This is a genomic window from Desulfatitalea tepidiphila, from assembly GCF_001293685.1.
GTDB lineage: Bacteria > Desulfobacterota > Desulfobacteria > Desulfobacterales > Desulfosarcinaceae > Desulfatitalea > Desulfatitalea tepidiphila.
Genome location: NZ_BCAG01000005.1, coordinates 13,578 through 33,036 on the forward strand (window position 1 = coordinate 13,578; position 19,459 = coordinate 33,036).

At 64.0% G+C, this 19,459-nt stretch carries 14 protein-coding genes; 3 read left to right on the forward strand and 11 right to left on the reverse strand.

Translation table 11 applies throughout. The features are described from left to right. A complete protein-coding gene (locus DFT_RS17875) occupies positions 1-657 on the forward strand; it encodes a potassium channel family protein (protein WP_054032644.1) in 657 nt (218 codons plus the stop codon). Further along, positions 654-2,567, forward strand: a complete 1,914-nt coding sequence (locus DFT_RS17880; RefSeq protein ID WP_054032645.1) for a cation:proton antiporter — start codon at positions 654-656, stop codon at positions 2,565-2,567. The genes DFT_RS17875 and DFT_RS17880 overlap by 4 nt, the downstream gene beginning before the upstream one ends. A 43-nt stretch (positions 2,568-2,610) precedes the next feature. Here DFT_RS17880 and DFT_RS17885 read toward each other — a convergent pair whose 3' ends face one another. The 10 genes from DFT_RS17885 to DFT_RS17930 all read right to left on the reverse strand — a co-directional run bounded on the left by DFT_RS17885 (position 2,611) and on the right by DFT_RS17930 (position 15,457). Then, the gene (locus tag DFT_RS17885) at positions 2,611-3,186 is read right to left on the reverse strand and encodes a VOC family protein (RefSeq protein WP_054032646.1); all 576 of its coding nucleotides are present in this window, start codon (positions 3,184-3,186) and stop codon (positions 2,611-2,613) included. 233 nt (positions 3,187-3,419) lie between these two features. After that, positions 3,420-4,928: a long-chain-fatty-acid--CoA ligase gene (locus tag DFT_RS17890; RefSeq protein WP_054032647.1), complete on the reverse strand. Its 1,509-nt coding sequence runs from the start codon at positions 4,926-4,928 to the stop codon at positions 3,420-3,422. An 88-nt stretch (positions 4,929-5,016) separates the two neighbouring features. Continuing rightward, positions 5,017-6,168 carry an acyl-CoA dehydrogenase family protein gene (locus DFT_RS17895; RefSeq protein ID WP_054032648.1) on the reverse strand — a complete coding sequence of 384 codons (1,152 nt, stop codon included), beginning with the start codon at positions 6,166-6,168 and terminating at the stop codon, positions 5,017-5,019. Further along, the gene (locus DFT_RS17900; protein ID WP_054032649.1) at positions 6,165-8,195 is read right to left on the reverse strand and encodes an oxidoreductase; all 2,031 of its coding nucleotides are present in this window, start codon (positions 8,193-8,195) and stop codon (positions 6,165-6,167) included. Before DFT_RS17900 ends, DFT_RS17895 begins: the two co-directional genes overlap by 4 nt. A 19-nt stretch (positions 8,196-8,214) precedes the next feature. Further along, entirely contained in the window at positions 8,215-9,024 is an 810-nt protein-coding gene (locus DFT_RS17905; protein WP_054032650.1) for a TIGR03084 family metal-binding protein, read from the reverse strand. Positions 9,025-9,113: 89 nt separating this feature from the next. Continuing rightward, a complete protein-coding gene (locus tag DFT_RS17910) occupies positions 9,114-10,883 on the reverse strand; it encodes an acyclic terpene utilization AtuA family protein (protein WP_054032988.1) in 1,770 nt (589 codons plus the stop codon). Positions 10,884-10,888: 5 nt separating this feature from the next. Further along, positions 10,889-11,665 (reverse strand): enoyl-CoA hydratase/isomerase family protein, encoded by a 777-nt coding sequence (locus DFT_RS17915; protein ID WP_054032651.1) that lies wholly within the window; start codon positions 11,663-11,665, stop codon positions 10,889-10,891. 43 nt (positions 11,666-11,708) lie between these two features. After that, complete coding sequence (locus DFT_RS17920; RefSeq protein ID WP_054032652.1) at positions 11,709-12,260, reverse strand: acyl-CoA carboxylase biotin carboxyl carrier protein subunit; 552 nt, start codon at positions 12,258-12,260, stop codon at positions 11,709-11,711. Positions 12,261-12,300: 40 nt separating this feature from the next. Further along, positions 12,301-13,788: an acetyl-CoA carboxylase biotin carboxylase subunit gene (locus DFT_RS17925; protein ID WP_054032653.1), complete on the reverse strand. Its 1,488-nt coding sequence runs from the start codon at positions 13,786-13,788 to the stop codon at positions 12,301-12,303. A 52-nt stretch (positions 13,789-13,840) separates the two neighbouring features. Beyond that, positions 13,841-15,457, reverse strand: coding sequence for a carboxyl transferase domain-containing protein (locus tag DFT_RS17930; protein WP_054032654.1), 1,617 nt, complete (start codon positions 15,455-15,457; stop codon positions 13,841-13,843). A gap of 291 nt (positions 15,458-15,748) precedes the next feature. Here DFT_RS17930 and DFT_RS17935 point away from each other — a divergent pair, with 291 nt between their 5' ends. Next, positions 15,749-17,470, forward strand: a complete 1,722-nt coding sequence (locus DFT_RS17935; RefSeq protein ID WP_054032655.1) for a sigma-54-dependent Fis family transcriptional regulator — start codon at positions 15,749-15,751, stop codon at positions 17,468-17,470. Positions 17,471-17,559: 89 nt separating this feature from the next. Here DFT_RS17935 and DFT_RS17940 read toward each other — a convergent pair whose 3' ends face one another. Next, complete coding sequence (locus DFT_RS17940) at positions 17,560-19,323, reverse strand: formate--tetrahydrofolate ligase (RefSeq protein ID WP_054032656.1); 1,764 nt, start codon at positions 19,321-19,323, stop codon at positions 17,560-17,562. Between the last annotated feature and the right edge of the window lie 136 nt (positions 19,324-19,459).

The window sequence follows — 19,459 nt, forward strand, 5'->3', positions numbered from 1 at the left end:
ATGAAACGATTCGCCGTCATCGGCGCCGGAAGTTTTGGATACTACGTGGCCAGGGCCCTTTACGAGAACAAGAACGAGGTGATCGCCATCGATCGCAGCAAGGAGCGGGTCCAGGCCATCGAACCCCACTGCACCAGCGCCATCGTGCAGGACGTCACCGACATGGAGGCGCTCAAGGGGCTGGGACTCAAGGAGATGGATGCGGTCATCGTCAGTACCGGGGCCAACATCAAGCCGAGCATCCTGATCTGCTTTCACCTGAGCCGCCTGGGCATCAAGCGCATCATCGTCAAGGCCGAGGACGACGACCACGGCGAAATCCTCAAGGAGCTGGGCGCCACCGAAATCATCCGGCCGGGCATGGACATGGCCCAGCGCCTGGCCTTGCGGCTCACCTCGCCCAACATCCTCGAGTTTCTGCCCCTGGAGGAAGACTACACCATCGTCCAGGTCGACCCGCCGCCCTCGTTCATTGGCAAGACCCTCAAGGATCTGAACCTGCGCAAACGCTACGAAGTCTACATCATCGCCGTCAAGGAACTGGTGCCCGAACGCTTCAGGATGGTGCCCGACGCCGATTTCACCATCAAGGACAGCGATGTGCTGATCATGTTGGGCCGCGACGGCGATTTGAAAAAAATCAAGGAGCTGAAATGACGCCGGCCGGCCTCGCCCAGAATCCGGGCATGACCATTTCACTGGCCCTGGCCCTTGGCATGGCGGCCCAGACTCTGGCCCATCATCTCCGGGTGCCCGGCATCGTTCTGCTGCTGGCCGCCGGTGTGGCCTGCGGTCCGGACGGCCTCGGCCTCATCCATCCCGCGGCCCTCGGCCCGGCCTTGGGCATTCTCACCGGATTCGCCGTGGCGGTGATTCTCTTCGAAGGCGGCATGAACCTGAAGTTCAGGCGGCTGCGACGCGCCCAGCGATCGGTGCGGCAGCTCATTCTGCTCGGCGGGGCGGTGACGGTCGTCGGGGCCGCCGCGGCGACCCACTTCATTCTGGAGTGGCCCTGGAAGAGCGCCATCCTCTTCGGCACCCTGGTCATGGTGACCGGCCCCACGGTGATCAATCCACTGCTGAAACGCCTCAAGGTCAAACGTTCGGTGGCCGTGGTGCTCGAAGCCGAGGGGGTGCTCATCGACGCCCTCGGCGCGGTGGTGGCCGCCGTGGCCCTGGAAGCGGCCCTCAGCCCGGCCCACGGCAGCCCCCTGGTGTGGGGCTGGCATGTGGTGTCGCGCCTTGGCTTCGGGGCTCTGGCCGGCGGAGCGACAGGGTTGGCGCTCATGTTTCTCTACCGCTTCCGGCGCATGATCCCCGAAGGCACCGAAAACGTCTTCACCTTGTCCATCGTCCTGGCCCTGTTCCAGGGCAGCAACCTGGTGCTGGCCGAAAGCGGCATCGCCGCCGTGACCATGGCCGGCCTCGTCATCGGCAATTTCAGCACCTACGTTCTACAAGACCTGGTTGAATTCAAAGAAGAACTCACCGTTCTGCTCATCGGCATGCTCTTCGTACTCCTGGCCGCCGACGTGCGCATGGCCCAGGTCGCCGACCTGGGCTGGCCGGCCCTGGGCGTGGTCCTCGTGCTCATGTTTCTCGTCCGTCCGGCCGCCGTGCTGGCCGGCACCGGCATGACCGAACTCAAGTGGAAAGAGCGGGCCTTCATCGCCTGGATCGGTCCGCGGGGCATCGTGGCCGCGGCCGTGGCCTCGTTTTTCGCCGCCGCCTTCGCCGAACGCGGCCTTTCCGGCGGGTACGAACTGCGCGCCCTGGTGTTCCTGGTGATCGCGGTCACGGTGGTCTTCGCCGGATTGACCGGCGGCCCCATGGCCGGCCTCCTCGGCCTGCGGCGCCCCAGTCAGGCGGGGTGGGTGATTCTGGGCGCCGGTTCCCTGGCCCGGGCCGTGGCCAAGCTGTTCAAACAGACCGGCCAGGAGGTGGTGTTGATCGACTCCAACGCCGACCACTGCAAGGCCGCCGAACAGGACTGCACCCGCGTCATCTACGGCAACGGACTGCAATCGAGGAACCTGCTGCGCGCCGAGATCGACACGCGCCGCGGGGTCCTGGCCCTGACCGCCAACGACGAAGTCAACTATCTCTTCGTACAGAAGGTCAAGCAGGAGTCCAAAGAGATCCCCCTCTATGCTGTCCTGAAGACCGACACCGCCTCCCTGACCGTCAAGATGCTGCACCAGGCCGGCGCCCATCTGCTCTTCGGCGCCACCGCGGATGTGGAGATCTGGCAGCGCCGCTTCAACAACGAACAGGTGTACCTCGACATCTGGCAGCCCGCCCCGGACACCATCGGCGAGACGAACGGCGATCCGCCGCTGGCCGGTTACAGCGGCAACGGCCTGCTGGCCGCCGCCGTGCGCCGCAACGAGCGCCTCATCCCCTTCGGAGACGGCATCCAGCTCAAGAAAGGCGACCAGGTCTGCTTCCTGGTCTTCGAGCCCGAACAGAAACCGGCCGGTGAATTTCTGGAAAAAGCAGGCTGGCAGCGCATCGGCCAGGCCGACCGGGAGGCTTTCACCACCTCGACGTGCGCGCTCGAACCTTGATGGCCATGTGAAAAGTCGTGACCAGGGCAATCATCTCCATCAACTATGTCATGGCCGACAACTCCCGTATCAACGCGTCGATCTGATCCCGGTCCAGGTGTTTTTCGACGATTCCGCCGCCCGGATGGGCCATCTTCAGGGTGCAGCCCGTGTCGGTGCGGGTCACTTCCCAAGCCTTGCCCCGGGGCATGGTCACCTCCGGCGCCAGCCACTCGTCGGCCTCGAACTCGGCGATCTGGATCAGTACCCCGAAGGCATGCCGGGGATGGATGAACAGCTCCTTCCAGTAGGCATCCGGATACTCGTTGTATCCGAAGTAGGGAATCCCCGCCGCGTCCAATGTTTTTTTGGCGGCCTCGATGTCGAGGGTCTGCATGGTGATGTGGTGCACGCTGCCCTGGCGATCCGCGAGAAACGGGTCGAGGAAACTGCCCGCCTCGGTGGCGTGCAGCAGTTCGATGCGGCTCAGGTCGCCCAGGGCAAAGCTTTGCCAGACATACTTCATCCGGTCGTCACGGGCCGTGGCGCAGGGAATGGCGCCCAGCACCTTCTCGAAAAAGGCGCGCGCCGCGGGGTAGTCCTTCACCGCAACGGCCACATGGTCAATTCGTGAAATCATGATGATCCTTTCATGGCTGGCGCTCCCATATGTGCGATTTTGAAAGTGGTCGATAGATCCAAACTTTGAAGCAAAAAAGCATCAATCCCATGTAGGTGTCAAGCCACAAAAATACGCCCGGACCGAAGCCCGGGCATCGGTTTGAACATTCGTATCGCGGGTGCACGGAAGATGCCGCTCACCTTGCAGTCCGGATCGACGTCGTTACGGCGAAAGGCAGGGTTAGCGCTGCCCTAGTTGAACTTTTCCCGCAGCAGCCGCTTGAGGATCTTGCCGGTGGGGGTGCGCGGGATCTGATCCGTGAAAACCACCTGCTTGGGCGTCTTGAATCGCGCCAATTTGTCCCGGCACCACTCCCTGAGGGCGTCCTGGGTGAGGCTCTCGCCCTTCTTGAGCACCACGATGGCCTTGACGGCTTCACCCCACTGTTCGTCCGTGACGCCGATCACCCCGACATCGGCAATCGCCGGGTGGGCCAGCAGGCACTCCTCCACCTCGGCCGGATAGATATTCTCTCCGCCGGAGATGATCAGGTCCTTCTTGCGGTCCAGGATGTACAAAAAGCCGTCGGCATCCATCCGGGCGATGTCGCCGGTATGGAGCCATCCGTCGATGATGGTCTGGGCCGTGGCCTCGGGGTTGTTGTAATAGCCTTTCATAAGGTGGGTGGTGCGCATAAGCACCTCGCCGGGTTGGTCAGGGGCAACGGGTTTTCCTTCCAGGTCCACCACCCGGATATCGGTGTGGAAGAACGGGGGGCCGCACGATCCGGCTTTCTTGATCGCCCACTCCGCGTCGATGACCGAGGCCGGGCCCGTGCATTCGGTCAAACCGTAGAGTTGGCGCACCCCCATGCCCTTCTCGGCAAAGGCCTGGATCAGGGGCACGGGCACGGGCGCTGCATAGACCAGGGCCAGCTTGATGGTGGACCAGTCGAAGGTTTCGAATTGCGGCACCGATCGCAGGAACATCAACACCTGGGGAACGGAGCCGAACCAGGAGATGTTCTCGGTCTGAATCAGCTTGAGAAACTCGGCCGGCTCGAAGGCGCGCTGGAAGATCATGGCAGAGCCGAAGTGCACGCACATGGGCACCGGCGCCAGGGCGCCGATGTGGAACAGCGGCAGCGGCATCAGCATCCGGTTGCCGACCTCACCCAGCGTGGCCTTGAGATTGACCGAGGTGTGGTAGTAGCCCAGGTGGGTCAGCTCGGCCCCTTTGGGCCGGCCGGTGGTGCCCGAAGTGTAGAGGATGGTCAGGGTGTCGTCATCCCCGCCGACGTGCTCGGGTTCGTCTGCCGGGGCGGTATCGATGACTGACTTGTAGGCGCCGGCCCACGCCGGAGGGCTGTCCATGATGCCGATAAGGGTCTTGGCCGGGATCTGGGCGCGGATGGCCTCGGCCACCGGTGCGAATTCCTTGCCGAAGATGAGGGCTTCCGCGCCGCAATTATTGGCGATGTAGGCCACCTCGGGCGGTGCCAGGCGATGGTTGATCGGCACCATCACCACCCCGATCTTGGCCAGGCCGAAGAAGAGTTCCAGGTATTCGGGCTCGTTCAAAGCCAGCACCGCCACGCGGTCCCCCGGTTTGATTCCCATCTCGCGCATGGCGTTGGCGACCCGGTTGGCGCCGTCGTTCAACTCCCGAAAAGAACGCCGCACATCTCCGACCACGAGGGCCTCCAGCTTGGGACTCAGCATGGCCCGCTTGTAGAGCAGATAACCGATGTTGATCTTCATGACCCAGCTCCTTTTTTAATGGTTTTTGGTTACACGTCGACCCTCCTGAAGTGGATGGAACTGCCACTGAGTTTAAGACATCAACACCCTAAAACCCTTCGAGCTTGGCGACGATATCGCTCATCACTTCGCTGGCGCCCGCACCGATGGAGATCAACCGGGCGTCCCGGAAGAACCTGGACACGCGCATCTCGTTCATGAATCCCATGCCGCCGTGCATCTGCAGGCAGCCGTCGGCGACCTGGTTGAGCAGACGCCCGCCGATCAATTTACCCATGGAGATCTCCCGGGTGGCGTCCTGGCCGGCCATCTTCATGCGCACGATGTGATAGGTGAGCTGCCGCAGGCACTCGATTTCGCTGAGCCAGTCCACCAGCCGGTGGCGCAGCACCTGCTTTGTGATCAAAGGCTTGCCGAAGACGACGCGCCCCTTGATGTAGGCCACGGTTTCGCGGATCATCTCTTCCGCGCCGATGTAGCAGATCGGCAGGGCCGAGAATCGCTCGTGCTGAAACTGCCGCATCTGGTAGATGAAGCCTTCGCCTTCCTGGCCGATGAGGTGATCGGCCGGAATGCGCAGGTCGTCGAAGTAGAGCTCGGCCGTGTCGCTGCTGCGCATGCCCAGCTTGTCGAGTTTCCGGCTGATCTTGAACCCGGGCAGATCGGTGGGGACCACGAAGAGGCTGAACGAATGATATCCCGGCGCCTCGCTGGTGCGGGCCAGGAGGGTCAGAAAATCGGCTTGGGTGCCGTTGGTGATATAGGTCTTGGAGCCGTTGAGCACATAGGTGTCGCCGTCCCGCCGGGCGAATGTCTTCAGCGCCGCCACGTCCGAACCGGCGTCCGGTTCGGTGACGGCGATGGCGCCCACCATCTCACCGCGGATGGCGGCGGCCAGGTACTTCTCTTTCAGATAATCGCTGCCGAACTCGGCGATGGCCGGCGTCGCCATGTTGGTCTGCACGGCAATGGCCATGGGCACGCCGCCGCAACGCGCGCGGGCGATCTCTTCGAGCATCACGGTCTCGTACCAGTAGTCGAGGCCTTCGCCGCCGTACCGCTCGTCGTAGCGAATGCCGAGGAACCCCAGTTCCCCCATCTCCTTGAACAGATCGTGAAGCGGCGCGGCCCCCTTCTCTTCCCATTCGTCGATGAACGGGTTGATCCGCCGGTTCACGAAATCCCTTATGGCTGCGCGCACCTGCTCGTGCGCTTTGGTGAAATACAGATTCTGGCTCATGCGGCTTCTCCCTGCTTCTGCTTCCGGTCGAGGTTGAAAGCGGCCAGGAAGCCGCCGTGAATGGCGTCCTGGATCTTGCGCGGTCCGGTGCAATCGCCCACGGTCGTAAATGGTATTTCCTGGGCCGTCAGACGCTCGGCCAGGGTGTTGACCGGACACGAGCCCGAGGCCACGACGACCTGGTCGAACGCCCGATGATGCGCCGTGCCGTCCTGTTCCCAGGCCACCGACAGGGCGGTCAATTCGGTGACCCTCGCGCCGGTTTCGATGGTCACCCCGTACTGCTTCAGGCGTTCGAACAGCACCCAGCGCGTGGAGCGTCCCACATCGCCGCCGGCCCGGGGCAGCATTTCGAAAACCGTCACCCTGGAGCTGCCGTTGAAGACCAACTCGCGCAGCCGCTCCTCGGAAGCCGCCCGGTAGGTGAACAGGAAGGCGAGGGTTTCGGCGGAGATGGTGCCCTTGGCGGCTACGAAAAGCGCGGTTTCAAGTCCCACGGCGCCGCCGCCGATGATGGCCACCTCGCGGCTCAGGGGCGGGTTGTGGCGTAGCACTTCCCAGGCGGTCAATATGCCTTCGGCGTCCGCGCCGGGTATGGGCGGCCGCAGCGGTGCGGCCCCGGTGGCGGCGATGACGTGGTCCGGCGCCTGGGCGCGGATCAGCGCCGCATCCACCGGCGTGTTGAGATGCACCGGGATCTCGAGCCGGTTGAGCATGGCCCGGTAGTAGCGGATATACTCGAGGTACTCCTGCTTGTGCGGCGGGGCGCCGGCGAGCCAGAGCTGCCCGCCGATGTCCGGTGCCTGTTCGAAAAGCTCCACCCGGTGCCCCATCAGGGCGGCGGTGACGGCCGCCTCCAGGCCCGCCGGACCAGCGCCGGCCACCAGAATACGTCGCGGCGTGTCGGTCTTCTCGATCACCCGCTCGGCCTCGAATCCGGCCCGGGGATTGCCTGCGCAAAAGACCGGCTGGCCGGTGAACACCTGGTCGGCGCACCCCTGACCGCAGGCCGTGCAGGGCCGGATTTCGGCGGCGCGCCCTTCGAAGGCTTTCTGAGGCCAGAAGGGATCGGCGATGAGCACCCGGCCCAGGTTGACCATGTCGGCACACCCGTCGCGCAGCAGTCGATCGGCCCCTTCTGGATCGGAGATACGGTTGGAGGCCATCACCGGCACGGACACGGCCCGCTTGATGTTCAAGGCCAGGTAGGCGTAAGCGCCGCGCGGCAGCTCCATGGGCAATTGGGGCACCCGGGTCTCGTGCCAGCCGCCGGTGACGTTGATCACGTCCACGCCCGCCGCTTCATACGCCCTGGCGATGGCCGGCGTTTCCGAATCGGTGTTGCTGCCCGGTACGAAGTCGTTGCCGGCCATGCGGACGCCGACGGGAAAGTCGTCCCCCACCGCGGCACGCACCTTTTGGATGGTCTCGCGGGGAAAGCGCGCCCGGTTCTCGAAACTGCCGCCGTACGGGTCGGTGCGCTGGTTTTTGAGCGGCGACCAGAACTGGGTGAGCAGGTATCCGCCGCTGGCGATGATTTCGACCCCGTCGAAACCGGCTTCCCGGGCGCGCCGCGCCGCCGCGGCAAAGGCTTCCTGAACCCCCAGAATGTCTTCGAGGGTCATCTCCCGGGGGGTGGTCCGGGAGTATTTGGAGAATACGGCCGATGGGGCCATGGGCGTCTGGTTGTCGATCAATATCGGGTGCGAATAGGCGCCGGCATGGAAGAGCTGGATCCATGGGCTGGCCCCTTCGCGGCGGATCATGTCGGTGAGGCGCTTGAAATCAGGAATGGCGCCGTCGTTGTCCAGGGTCAGCACGATAAAACCGGCGCCGATGACGTCGACCCCCACGGGTCCCACGGTGACGATTCCGGCACCGCCCCGGGCGATCTCCTGGAAGTAATTGAAATAGCGGTCGTTGAGCCGCTGGTCATGGGAAAAGGCCAGGCCGAGGGCCGGGTAGGCGATGCGGTTTTTGACCTCCAGCCGGTTGATGCGGATGGGGCGGAACAGATAGGGATACATCCAAACCTCCTGGCAATGGCTAAGTATGGTGCTTCTGAATGACCCGGGTCCCGGGTGCCGGCCCCAGGGTGGGCGGCCCGGCGAAGCACTGGGCCACTGCCATCCACTGGCGGGCGACATCGCCGACCACCACCAGGGCCGTGTCGTCCACGTGCCGCCGCTGGATCACCACCTGGCAGAAGTCCACGACCGGGCCGCTGATGCACTGCGAGGCGGCCGCATCGCCCCAGGTCCAGATTTCGCCTGAGGGCGCGGCCAGTTCCACGCGCACGGGCGTTTCCGGCACCGCCATGCCCCGGTTGGCGAAGCTCCATCCGAAAGTCGTGACCCCCAGGTGGGCGATATGGCGCAACCCCGGGCTGACGGGCCGCTCGATGGCCAGGGCATCGTAAATGTCCTGGCCGTGGGCCCAGGTTTCCATGAGCCGGGCGCTGGCGAACGAGCGCGCGCTCATGGGCGGCCCATACCACGGCAGGCGGTCTTTGGGGTCCAGACGAACCAGGGCGTCGACCAGTTGCCGCCGCTCCCCTCGCCACCAGGCGAGCAGGTCGCCGATGGACATGGCCCGTCCCTTGGCCAGAGTGATTTCCGTGGCTTCATCCATATTCTTGATCCGGCCCAGATCCTCGATCAGGTGGCGCTGGAACGCCTCGGGATCCGTGGCTGCCAGGCGGGCGGTGTGGTCGAAGTAGGCCAGGTGGCAGATTTCGTCCTTGACCGTCCAGCGGCCGCACGGTGCCAGGAGTTGCCACTGGTCCGGGGCCAGTCCGCTCACCAGGGCGTCCAGGGTATCCTGCTCCCAGGCCAGGTCGGCGCAGATCGCTTTCATCCAATCTCCTTTACTTCAGGCCCTATTTGCTTCCGGGCTATTTTGGTTCCGGTCAACCTATTTTGATTCCGACCAGCTCATTTTACTTCCTAATGGGTCACCAGGATCGAAACGGGCATCTCCACTATTTTGGCCCGCAGATATTCCCCTAAAGTCTTGGCCTGGGGGTCGCTGCGCACCGATGCCGCCACGCCGTCCCCCAGCAGACCGCGGATGTAGAAATTGACCGCCAGCAAATTGGGCAGTTCGTAGCGCTCGATGGGCAAGGACGCGCAATCGGGAAGCAGCCGCTTGAGACGCTCGATGGTGAGAAAGCGTCGCAAGAACGCATAGGCTTCCGGGGTCTGCGCCCAGATGCCGAGATTGGCGTTGCCGCCCTTGTCGCCCGACCGCGTGGCAAAGGCCCGCCCCAGAGGCGCCCGGACGGTCGGGCCGCCGGGGACCGCCGGGATGTCCGGGATGGGGGCCGACACCACGAAGGGTTCATCGGCACCGGCGGCTTCGACCACCACCGCCGGCCGGTCGTCGATGCAAATCGTCTGGTGGATGTGGCGATTGGAGACCAACGCGGGCCAGTGCACCACCGCCGGCGCGCCGTTGGTGGGCGGCGACGTCAAGGTGAAGCCGGGGATGTTGGCCAGGGCCATCTCCACCACCTTGGCCGAAAACCGTTTACCCACCTTGTCGGCATCCGGATCCATGACCGTGATGCGCAGGAAGGCGAAGGCCTCGTCGTTGGTGGCCGGATCGATCTTTTCGGCGTGCACGAGCTGCACGTCCACCGTTCGGAACCGCTCCCGGCCGCCCAGGCTGTCGAACAGGGTGTCGGCGACGATCTCGGCCTTGCGGTCGATGTCCAGGCCGGTCAGCACCACGGTCATGGTGTTCTTGTAGCCGCCCAGGGTGTTGATGCACACCTTGGTGGTCTCCGGCGGCGGTTCGCCCCGGGTGCCTGCGCCCCGCACCCGGTCGGGCCCTTCCTGGGTCAGCGACAGGGTGTCGATCCGCACCGCCACGTCCGGGGTCAGGTAGGTCGGTGCCGCGATTTCATAGAGCAGTTGGGCCGTCACCGTGCCCACCGACACCAGGCCGCCGGTGTCCGGATGCTTGGTGATGACGAAGCTGCCGTCCGGATGCATCTCGGCGATGGGAAACCCTACGTTGCGGTAGGAGGGCACCTCGTGGACGAACGAATAGTTGCCGCCCGTGGCCTGGGCGCCGCACTCGATGATGTGACCGGCGGCATAGGCCCCGGCCAACCGGTCCCAGTCGGTGCGTTGCCAGCCGAAGCGCCAGGCGCAGGGGCCGGCCACCAGGGCGGCATCGGCCACCCGGCCGCAGATCACGATGTCGGCCCCCTGCGCCAGCGCCGCGGCGATGCCCCAGGCGCCCAGGTAGGCATTGGCTGTGATGGGAACGGCGCCGGCATCGGCCAGGGACACCCCCTTGTCCAGGTGGGTGAAGGGTTCACCGGCCTGTTGGAGCGTTTTCAGACGCGGCATCAGATCGTCGCCTTCGATGTAGGCGATTCTGGGCGACAACCCCAGCGTTTGAACGGTGGTCTTCAGTGTCCGCGCCAGGCCCGCGGGGTTCAATCCACCGGCGTTGGCCACCACGCGGATGCCCTTCTCCAGGCATTGGCCCATGACCGCTTCCATCTGTTTGAGGAAGGTGGGCACGTAGCCGCCCTCAGGCGACTTGAGCTTCTTCTGGAAGAGAATCGCCATGGTCAGTTCGGCCAGATAATCTCCGGTCAGCACGTCGATGGGGCCGCCCTGGACCATCTCCCGGGCCGCCGACAGGCGGTCGCCGAAAAACCCGCTACAGTTGGCGATGATCAGTTTTTCAGGATCGCTCATGCGGATCATTCTCCTTTGAATCGGGGCGGGCGTTTTTCCAGAAAGGCGGTGATGCCTTCCCGGGCGTCCCGGGTGCCTGCCACCTCGACCAGTTGGCCGCCGAGGAAGCGCACGGCTTCGGCCAGGGGCATCCGTTCGGCGGCGGCAAAGGCCGCCTTGCCCAACTTGAGGCCGATGGGGCTCTTGGCCGCCAGGGCGGCAAGCACCATGCCCACCTCGGCGTCGAAATCCTCCTCCGGCGCCACCCGGGTGACCAACCCCATCTCCAGGGCTTGGGCGGCGGTGAGCCGCTCGCCGAGCAGGATCATCTCCATGGCCTTCTTGCGGGGCACGTTACGGAAAATCAGGGCGCCGATCATCATGGGAAACAACCCGACGTTGACCTCCGGGGTGCCGAATTGGGCCGACGCCCTGGCGATCACGATGTCGCAGGCCAGCATGAAGCCGGTGCCGCCGGCCAGGCAGTGACCGTTGACGCGCGCCACGGTCGGTTTGGGAAATTCCGCCAGTCGGCTGATGAGCCGGGCATAGCTGTCGAAGTGGCTTCGACGGTCGGCGTCGTCCTGCATGCCGCCGCCCAGGTCGGCGCCAGAACAAAAGGCCTTGTCGCCGGCGCCGGTGATACAGACCACGCGCACACCGTCATCCGCCTGGGCCTGGTCCAGGGCCGAGTGGAACAGGACCACCGCTTCGGGCGTGATGGCATTGCGCGCGGCGGCCCGGTTGATGGTCACGGTGGCCACCTGCCCGTCGACTTGGTAGATCAGATCCTTTTCAGCCATGAACCGCCCTCCTTGATCGTTTCGACGATCATTACGCCGATTTTTACGACGCCCGTGACGACGCCCCTCCGGCGGATGGCGCCCCTGGCGAATCGGCCGCCTCGGGTTCGATATCCACCAGCACCTGCTTGGGCGCCACTTTCTCTCCTTCGGCCACGTTGATCCGCGTGACCACTCCGGAGTAGGGTGCAGTCAGGGTGGTGTCCATCTTCATGGCCGACACCACCACCAGGCCCTGCCCCTGTTCGACCGTCTGGCCTGCGGCGACCAGGATCTGGGTCACCACCGACGGCATGGGCGGCGTAACCGTCTTGGGCCCCGCTTTGGACCCTGACCGGGTACGCATTTGCGGCGCGCGGTCGTCCGACAGGAAAAAAGTGCACCCCTCGATCATCACCGCCTTGCCCTCGGCGGTTTCGACAGCGAACGCCGAGGTCTGGCGGCCGTCCACGATCAGGTGCAACCGGTGCTCGGAAATGCGCTCGAACACCACATGGGCTTCCCGATCGCCGAAGTTCGCGATAAACCCGCTCTCTCCGGACGGTTCCACCGCCAGGGCGATGGTCTCTTCTTTGTATCTCAGCTTCCAATCCATGCAGCCGATCCTCCACTTTCCGGTCCTGGTCGATGGCGGGCTACAGCCGCCAATGGTTCAACGTGTGCCAGGGGCCGGGATGCGCCGCAGTCGCAGCCACCGGCCCTGCCGTACGCGCCCGGGGCGCCATGGCATCGGCCGCATAGGCCATGGCAGCCAGTTCCAGGCGCTTGCGATCCGGCGCCCAGTCGGCGAAATGGGCGGCGATGAAATCAGTATAGGTCTCTCCGGCCTGGAACGGCGCCGAGGCGAGCACATCGAGCAGAAAGTCCATGGGCGTCCGCACCCCCAGCACCACATAGGATGTCAGGGCCCGGATCATCCGCCGGATGGCCAGCTCCCGGGTTTCCGCATGGACCACCAGCTTGGAGAGGATGGGGTCGTACTCCACCGGGACCTCGCTCCCGGCATAAACCCCGCAGTCGTTGCGGACGCCCGGCCCGGCCGGTTCCCGCAAGAATGCAATCCGTCCCGGCGACGGCATGAAGCGCTGCTCGGGGTCTTCCGCATAGATGCGGCATTCGATGGCGTGGCCCCGGCCGCGCACCTCGTCCTGGGTCAGGGCCAGCGGCCGGCCGGCGGCGATCTCGATCTGGTGGCGCACCAGGTCCAGGCCGGTGATCATCTCGGTGATGGGATGTTCCACCTGCAGGCGCGTGTTGACCTCCAGGAAGTAAAAACGGCCGGCCGGGTCCAGGATGAACTCCACCGTGCCCGCGTTCACGTAGCCGGCCGCCCGGGCCGCCGCCACGGCCGCCTGTCCCATCTCGGCGCGCAGCTCGGGGCTCAAGGCCGGGCTGGGGGTCTCCTCGATGATCTTCTGGTGCCGGCGCTGGATCGAACACTCCCGTTCGAAGAGGTGAAGGATTCGGCCCTGGCCGTCGGCCAGGATCTGGAACTCCACGTGCCGCGACTTGGGCAGAAATTTCTCCAGGTAGATGGTGCCATTGCCGAAAGCGGCGGCCGCCTCCCGGGAGGCCGCCCGGCAGGCCTCGGCCAGGTCGTCGGGGCGCTCGACGATGCGCATGCCTTTGCCGCCGCCGCCGGCCGATGCCTTGACGAGCAGCGGGAAGCCGATCCGTTCGGCAGCGGCCGCCCAGGCGCCGGGGGCGTCGGCCGCCTCGATCATGCCCGGTATGATGGGCACCCCGCCCGCCTGCATGATCCGCCGCGCCGTGAGTTTGTCCCCCAGGCTGCGGATCACCTGGGCCGGCGGACCGATGAAGACGATCCTTTCCCGCTCGCAGCGTTCGGCGAAGTCCGCATTTTCGGCCAGAAACCCATAACCGGGATGAACGGCCTCGGCGCCGGTCTGTTTGGCCGCATCGACGATGCGGTCGATGTCCAGGTAACTCTTGGATGGCTCGGCGGGTCCGATGGGCACCGCCTCGTCGGCCTCCAGGGCGTGCAGGGCGTGCCGGTCGGCATCGGAACAGACGGCCACCGTGGCGATGCCCATCTCCTGGCAGGTGCGCATGATCCGCACCGCGATCTCTCCGCGGTTGGCGATCAGAATCTTTTTAAACATGCGGTTCCCCATGGGATTGGCCTCTGCTGTCGGGCATGGGTTACAATGAATGTTACATGCGGAAAATGCCGTAGCCGTGTACATCGCTGCGCAAAGGCGCGTTGAGGGCCGCGGAAAGGCCAAGCCCCAGGACGTCGCGGGTCTTGGCCGGATCGATGATCCCGTCATCCCAAAGGTTGGCGGTGCTGTAATAGGCATCGCCCTCCTTGAGGGCCGCCGCGATGACCGGCTCCCGGATGGCCTCGACCTCCTCCCCGGTCATGGGCGGCTGGCCCGCCCTCGCCCGCTGGTCGTTCTGCAGGGTGATGAGCACGTCGGCCGCCTGGCGGCCCCCCATGACCCCGATCTGGTGGTTGGGCCAGGTCCACAAAAACCGAGGCCCGTATGCCCTTCCGCACATGGCGTAGTTGCCGGCGCCGAACGATGCGCCCACCATGACGGTGAACTTGGGGACCGTGGCCGTGGCCACCGCGTTGACCATTTTATGGCCGTTCTTGGTGATACCCCCGCGCTCGTAATCCCGGCCGATGATAAAACCGGTGATGTTCTGCAGGAACACCAGGGGAATCTGGCGCTTATCGCACAACTGGATGAACTGGGTGCCCTTCAGGGCGCTTTCGGAAAAGAGGATGCCGTTGTTTCCCAGGATGCCCACCGGGTAGCCGTGAATGTGGGCGAAACCGCAGATCAGGGTGGCGCCGTACATCTCCTTGAACTCGATGAACTCGCTGCCGTCCACGATCCGGGCGATGATTTCCCGGCTGTCGTAAGGTTCCGAAATATCCCCGGGCACGATCCCGTAGATCTCTTTAGGGTCGTAGAGGGGCGGCCGGGGCTCCCGGGCGGTCAGGCGGGCCTTGGGGGTGTCCGGCAGGTTGGCCACCAGCCGGCGCACGATCTCGATGGCGTGGGCGTCGTCTTCGGCATAGTAATCCGACACCCCCGATTCGGCACAGTGCACCTCGGCGCCGCCCAGTTCGTCGGCCGTGACCTCCTCGCCGGTGGCGGCTTTCACCAGCGGCGGGCCGCCCAGGAAGATGGCGCCGTGGCCCCGGACGTGGACCACCTCGTCGCTCATGGCCGGCACGTAGGCCCCGCCGGCCGTGCACAGGCCCATGACGGCCGTGATCTGGGGGACGCCCATCTTGCTCAGGATCGCCTGATTGTAAAAGACCCGCCCGCCGTCGTCCACATCCGGAAAAATTTCGGACTGCAGAGGCAGAAAGGCGCCCGCCGAATCGAGCAGATTCACCATGGGCAGTCGGTTCTCCATGGCGATCGTCTGGCTGCGCAAGGTCTTCTTCACGGTCATGGGATAGGAGGAACCCCCTTTGATGCCGGGGTCGTTGATCGACAGGAGCACCTCCCGGCCGGAGACCATGCCGATCCCGATGATCACCCCGGCCTTGTGAATCGTGCCGCCGTACATACCCTTGGCGGCCAGCGGCGCGATTTCGAGAAACGGGGTGTTGGGGTCCAGGAGCAGATCCAGCTTCTTGGGCGTCGGCAGTTTGCCGATTTCTTCCAGCCGCCTCAGCGCCTTTTCCGGACGTTCGTTCATCGACCGGCTCAATTCCACGTTCAAATCGGCCACGCGCGCCGCCATGACCTCATAATTCTTCCGATACCCATCCGATTGGGTGTCGATGCGGGACTCGATCACATGCATGGTGTCGCCTGTCTCCTTTTGGGTGCCTGCGCTGTTTGCCGGGAGATGCGTGAAAAGGGATGGACGATGGCGATAACGCTGTGATTCAGGTGCAAAGGCCCATCCCTATCAGGGGAAGGGTCTTTCAAGGTTGGTGCCAAACATCGGGATCGAATCTTCAGGTTGATTTAACAACGAATATGAATCGACGGGAATCGATTGACGCCCGACATGTTTCAATTTATGCTTAACGCGAATGAAATATGTGAAACATCAGAGAAACAACATTGAAACACGAGGAGCGATCTCCATATGCCGCCCAACGCCGTGAACTCCCGGGACAACGTCAACTTCAAGCGGATCCTCGACGATCTGAAGATCAGTTACTGGCTCACCGATCTCAACTTCGTCCTCCTGGACGTCAACGAGACCTTTCTCGAATTTGCCGGTGCCAGCCGGAAGAACTTGATCGGCCGGGACATGCGCACCCTGATCAGCCGCGAAGAGATTCAAATGGTGGAGCATAATGCCAGGCTGCTCAAGGAGGGGAAAAAAACGGTCCAGTACGAACTCTACATCTACGGACCGCGCAACCGGGAAAAGATTCCGATCCTGTTTCACCAGTCGCTCAACACCGACGCCAACGGCCGACCGGCCACGGTCAACATCCTTCTGGTGGATATCAGCGAACAGAAACGCATGCGCGACGACCTGGAAAAAGAGAAGCGTATGCTCCAGAGCATTCTCTTCGGCATCCGGGATTGCGTCTCGATCTTCGATGAGAACGGACGCTACATGTTCGGCAGCCCCGAGAGCTTGACCCTGCATGGCGGCCGCACATCGCCGTTGGTGCCCCTGGGCGCCAAGGGTCCGGTCGAACTATCCATGACCGCGGCTGGTCAAACCCGCCAGTTTCTGGGTGAGATCCGCCCGATCCACGACCACGAAGGCCGCCTGTTCGCCCATGCCGAAACCCTCACCGACATCACCGACAACGTCCGCCTGGCCGAAAAGGAGCGGGAGTTGTTTCACTTCAGGCGGCAGAAGCGACGCAGCGACTTGCAGACCGAAATGATCGGCAGCGGACGGGAGATGGAGGCGGTCTTTGAAACTATCGTGCGCTGTGCGGAGGTCGACTCCAGCGTTCTGATCACCGGGGAGACGGGGGTGGGCAAGGAGGTGGCCGCCCGTGCCATCCACGGCCAGAGCCATCGTAAGAACAAGCCCTTCGTGGCCGTCAACTGCGGGGCCCTGCCGGAAACGCTGCTCGAGTCGGAGCTCTTCGGCCATGTAAAAGGCGCCTTCACCGGGGCGATCTCGGACCGGGCCGGCCTGTTCAGGGAGGCCCACGAAGGCACGCTCTTTCTGGATGAAATCGGAGAGCTGGACACGGGCATGCAGGTCAAGCTGCTCAGGGTGCTGCAGGAACGCAAGGTGCGCCCGGTGGGCTCGGACCGCTTCTATCCGGTGGACGTGCGCATCATCTGCGCCACCAACCGGGATCTGCAGGCCGGTGTCCGCCAGGGAAGATTCCGGATGGATCTCTACTACCGGGTGGCGGTGATTCCCCTGGTCCTTCCCCCGCTGAGGGAGCGATCGCAGGACATCCTCCGGCTGGCGGGCCACTTCATCGACAAGCACCAGAAGAAAGACCGCCGGCATCTGAAAACCCTCAGCCTCTCCGCACGGCAACTGCTCCAGCAGTACCCATGGCCGGGCAACATTCGTGAACTCGAGAACGCCATGGAGCACGCCCTGGCCATGAGCCGGGAGATGGAAATCACGCCCGCCTGCCTACCCCTGCAGATCCTCTATCCCGAAAGCCAGGCGCCGATGGCTGCCCAGGAGTCCCACTTTGCCGGCCTCCTGAACGATCCACCGAAACGGCACGAACGCGAGCACCGCGCCATCGTGGACGCTCTCGCCAGGCACGACGGCCACCTGGGCGACGCGGCCGAGGAATTGGGCATATCCCGGGTCACCCTCTGGCGGAAGAGAAAGAAGTACGGATGCATATCATCCGTATCGCGATAAAGCTGAAAAGATAATGTCACTTGGGGGCATCAAAAAAACGCCCCGGCCGAAGCCGGGGCGTTTGATGTATTTACATATCCTGGTAAAGCTTAGAACAGGCCGCTCACCTTGCCGGTAGCCGGATCGACGTCGATGCGGCGGAAGGCCGGGTTGGAGCTGGTGCCGGGCATCAGGCTGATGGTGCCTGCGCAGGGGCACAGGAACTTGGCGCCCGAGTAGATGAGGACGTCGCGGATCGGCAGACGCCATCCCTTGGGCACGCCCTTCTTGACCGGGTCGTGGCTCAGGGAGAGGTGGGTCTTGACCATCATGGTGGCGAAATCGGCGTACTTGGGATCGTTCTCCAGCATCTCGGCCTTGGCGGCGGCATCGGGCAGCCAGTCCACGCCGTCGGCGCCGTACACTTCCTTGGCGATCAGGTCCACGCGGTCGCGCAGCTTCATCTCCAGCGGGTAGAGGAATTTAAAGTCGTTGCCTTCCTCGCAGGCTTCGATGACCGCATCGGCGAACTCCAGGGCGCCTTCGCCGCCCTTTTCCCAGTGCTTGGACTCGGCGCAGCGGGCGCCGGCGGCTTCGGCCGCCTTACGCACGATGGCGCACTCGGCGTCGGTGTCCGTATAGAAGCGGTTGATGCAGACCACCGGGTTGATGCCGGATTTGCGGATCACGCCGATCATGTGCACCATGTTCTCGACACCCTTTTCCACCAGGGCCAGGTTCTCCTTGGTGTAGGCATCGTCCAGGGCCTTGCCGGCCACGACCTTGGGACCGCCGCCGTGCATTTTCAGGGCGCGGACGGTGGAGGTCAGAACCGAAACATGGGGCTTCAGACCGGAGAAGCGGCACTTGACGTTCCAGAACTTCTCGAATCCGATGTCGGCGGCGAAGCCGGACTCTGTGACATGGTAATCCCACAGCTTGAGGCCCACGCGGTCGGCGATGATCGAGCTCTGGCCCACGGCGATGTTGGCGAACGGGCCGGCATGCACCAGGCAGGGCTGATATTCGGCCGTGCTCATGAGGGTGGGGTTGATGGTGTTGCGCATGAAGGCGGCCATGGCGTTGCCCACTTCCAGGTCGCGGCAGGTGACCGGTTTGCCGCTCTTGTCGAAGGCCACGGTGATATTGTTGATGCGCTCTTTCAGGTCGGCCAGGTCGGTGGCCACCGCCAGGATGGCCATCAGCTCGGAACCCACGGCGATGCCGAACTTGGACTGCATGGTGTAGCCGTCGGTGCGGCCGCCGAGGCCGATGACGATGTTGCGCAGGGCCTGGGCGCAGAAGTCGATGATCCAGCCCATCTCGACGCGGGTGGGGTCGATGTCCAGCCTGCGCATCTTGGTCAGGCGGGCCAGCTGCTCGTCGTTGTAGTTGCGCTCGTGCTGCATGCGGGCGGTCATGGCCACCATGCCCAGGTTGTGGGCGTTCATGATGTCGTTGATGTCGCCGGTCAAACCCAGGGAGAACTCGGTCATGGGGATCAGCAGGGAGTTGCCGCCGCCGGCCGCGGTACCCTTGACATTCATGGTGGGGCCGCCCGAAGGTTGACGCAGGGCGCCGCCCACGCTCTTGCCGCGGGCGCCCAGGCCTTCCATCAAGCCTAACGAGGTGGTGCTTTTGCCCTCGCCCAGCGGGGTCGGGGTGATGGCGGTCACTTCAATGTACTTGCCGTCCGGTTTGCCTTGCAGGCGCTTGATGATTTTCAGAAAATCCAGTTTGGACAGGCGGCCCATGGGCAGCATCTCGTCCGCTTCAAGACCCAGCTTGGCCCGCCACTCCTCGGGCATGGGCATGTTCTTTTCCGCTTCTTCGGAAATTTGCCAGTCGGCCATCTTTGTCGCATCGTAAGCCATCGATCCAACCTCCTTTTAAGGGTTTCGTTATGAGAATGACGGGCGCATGGTCCTGAGTGCGCCGGGTGATTGCGTGGTTGCGAGCCGCATGGAAACCTTTGAAGTTGTGCAGCAGGAAACGCCGGCGGTTTAGACT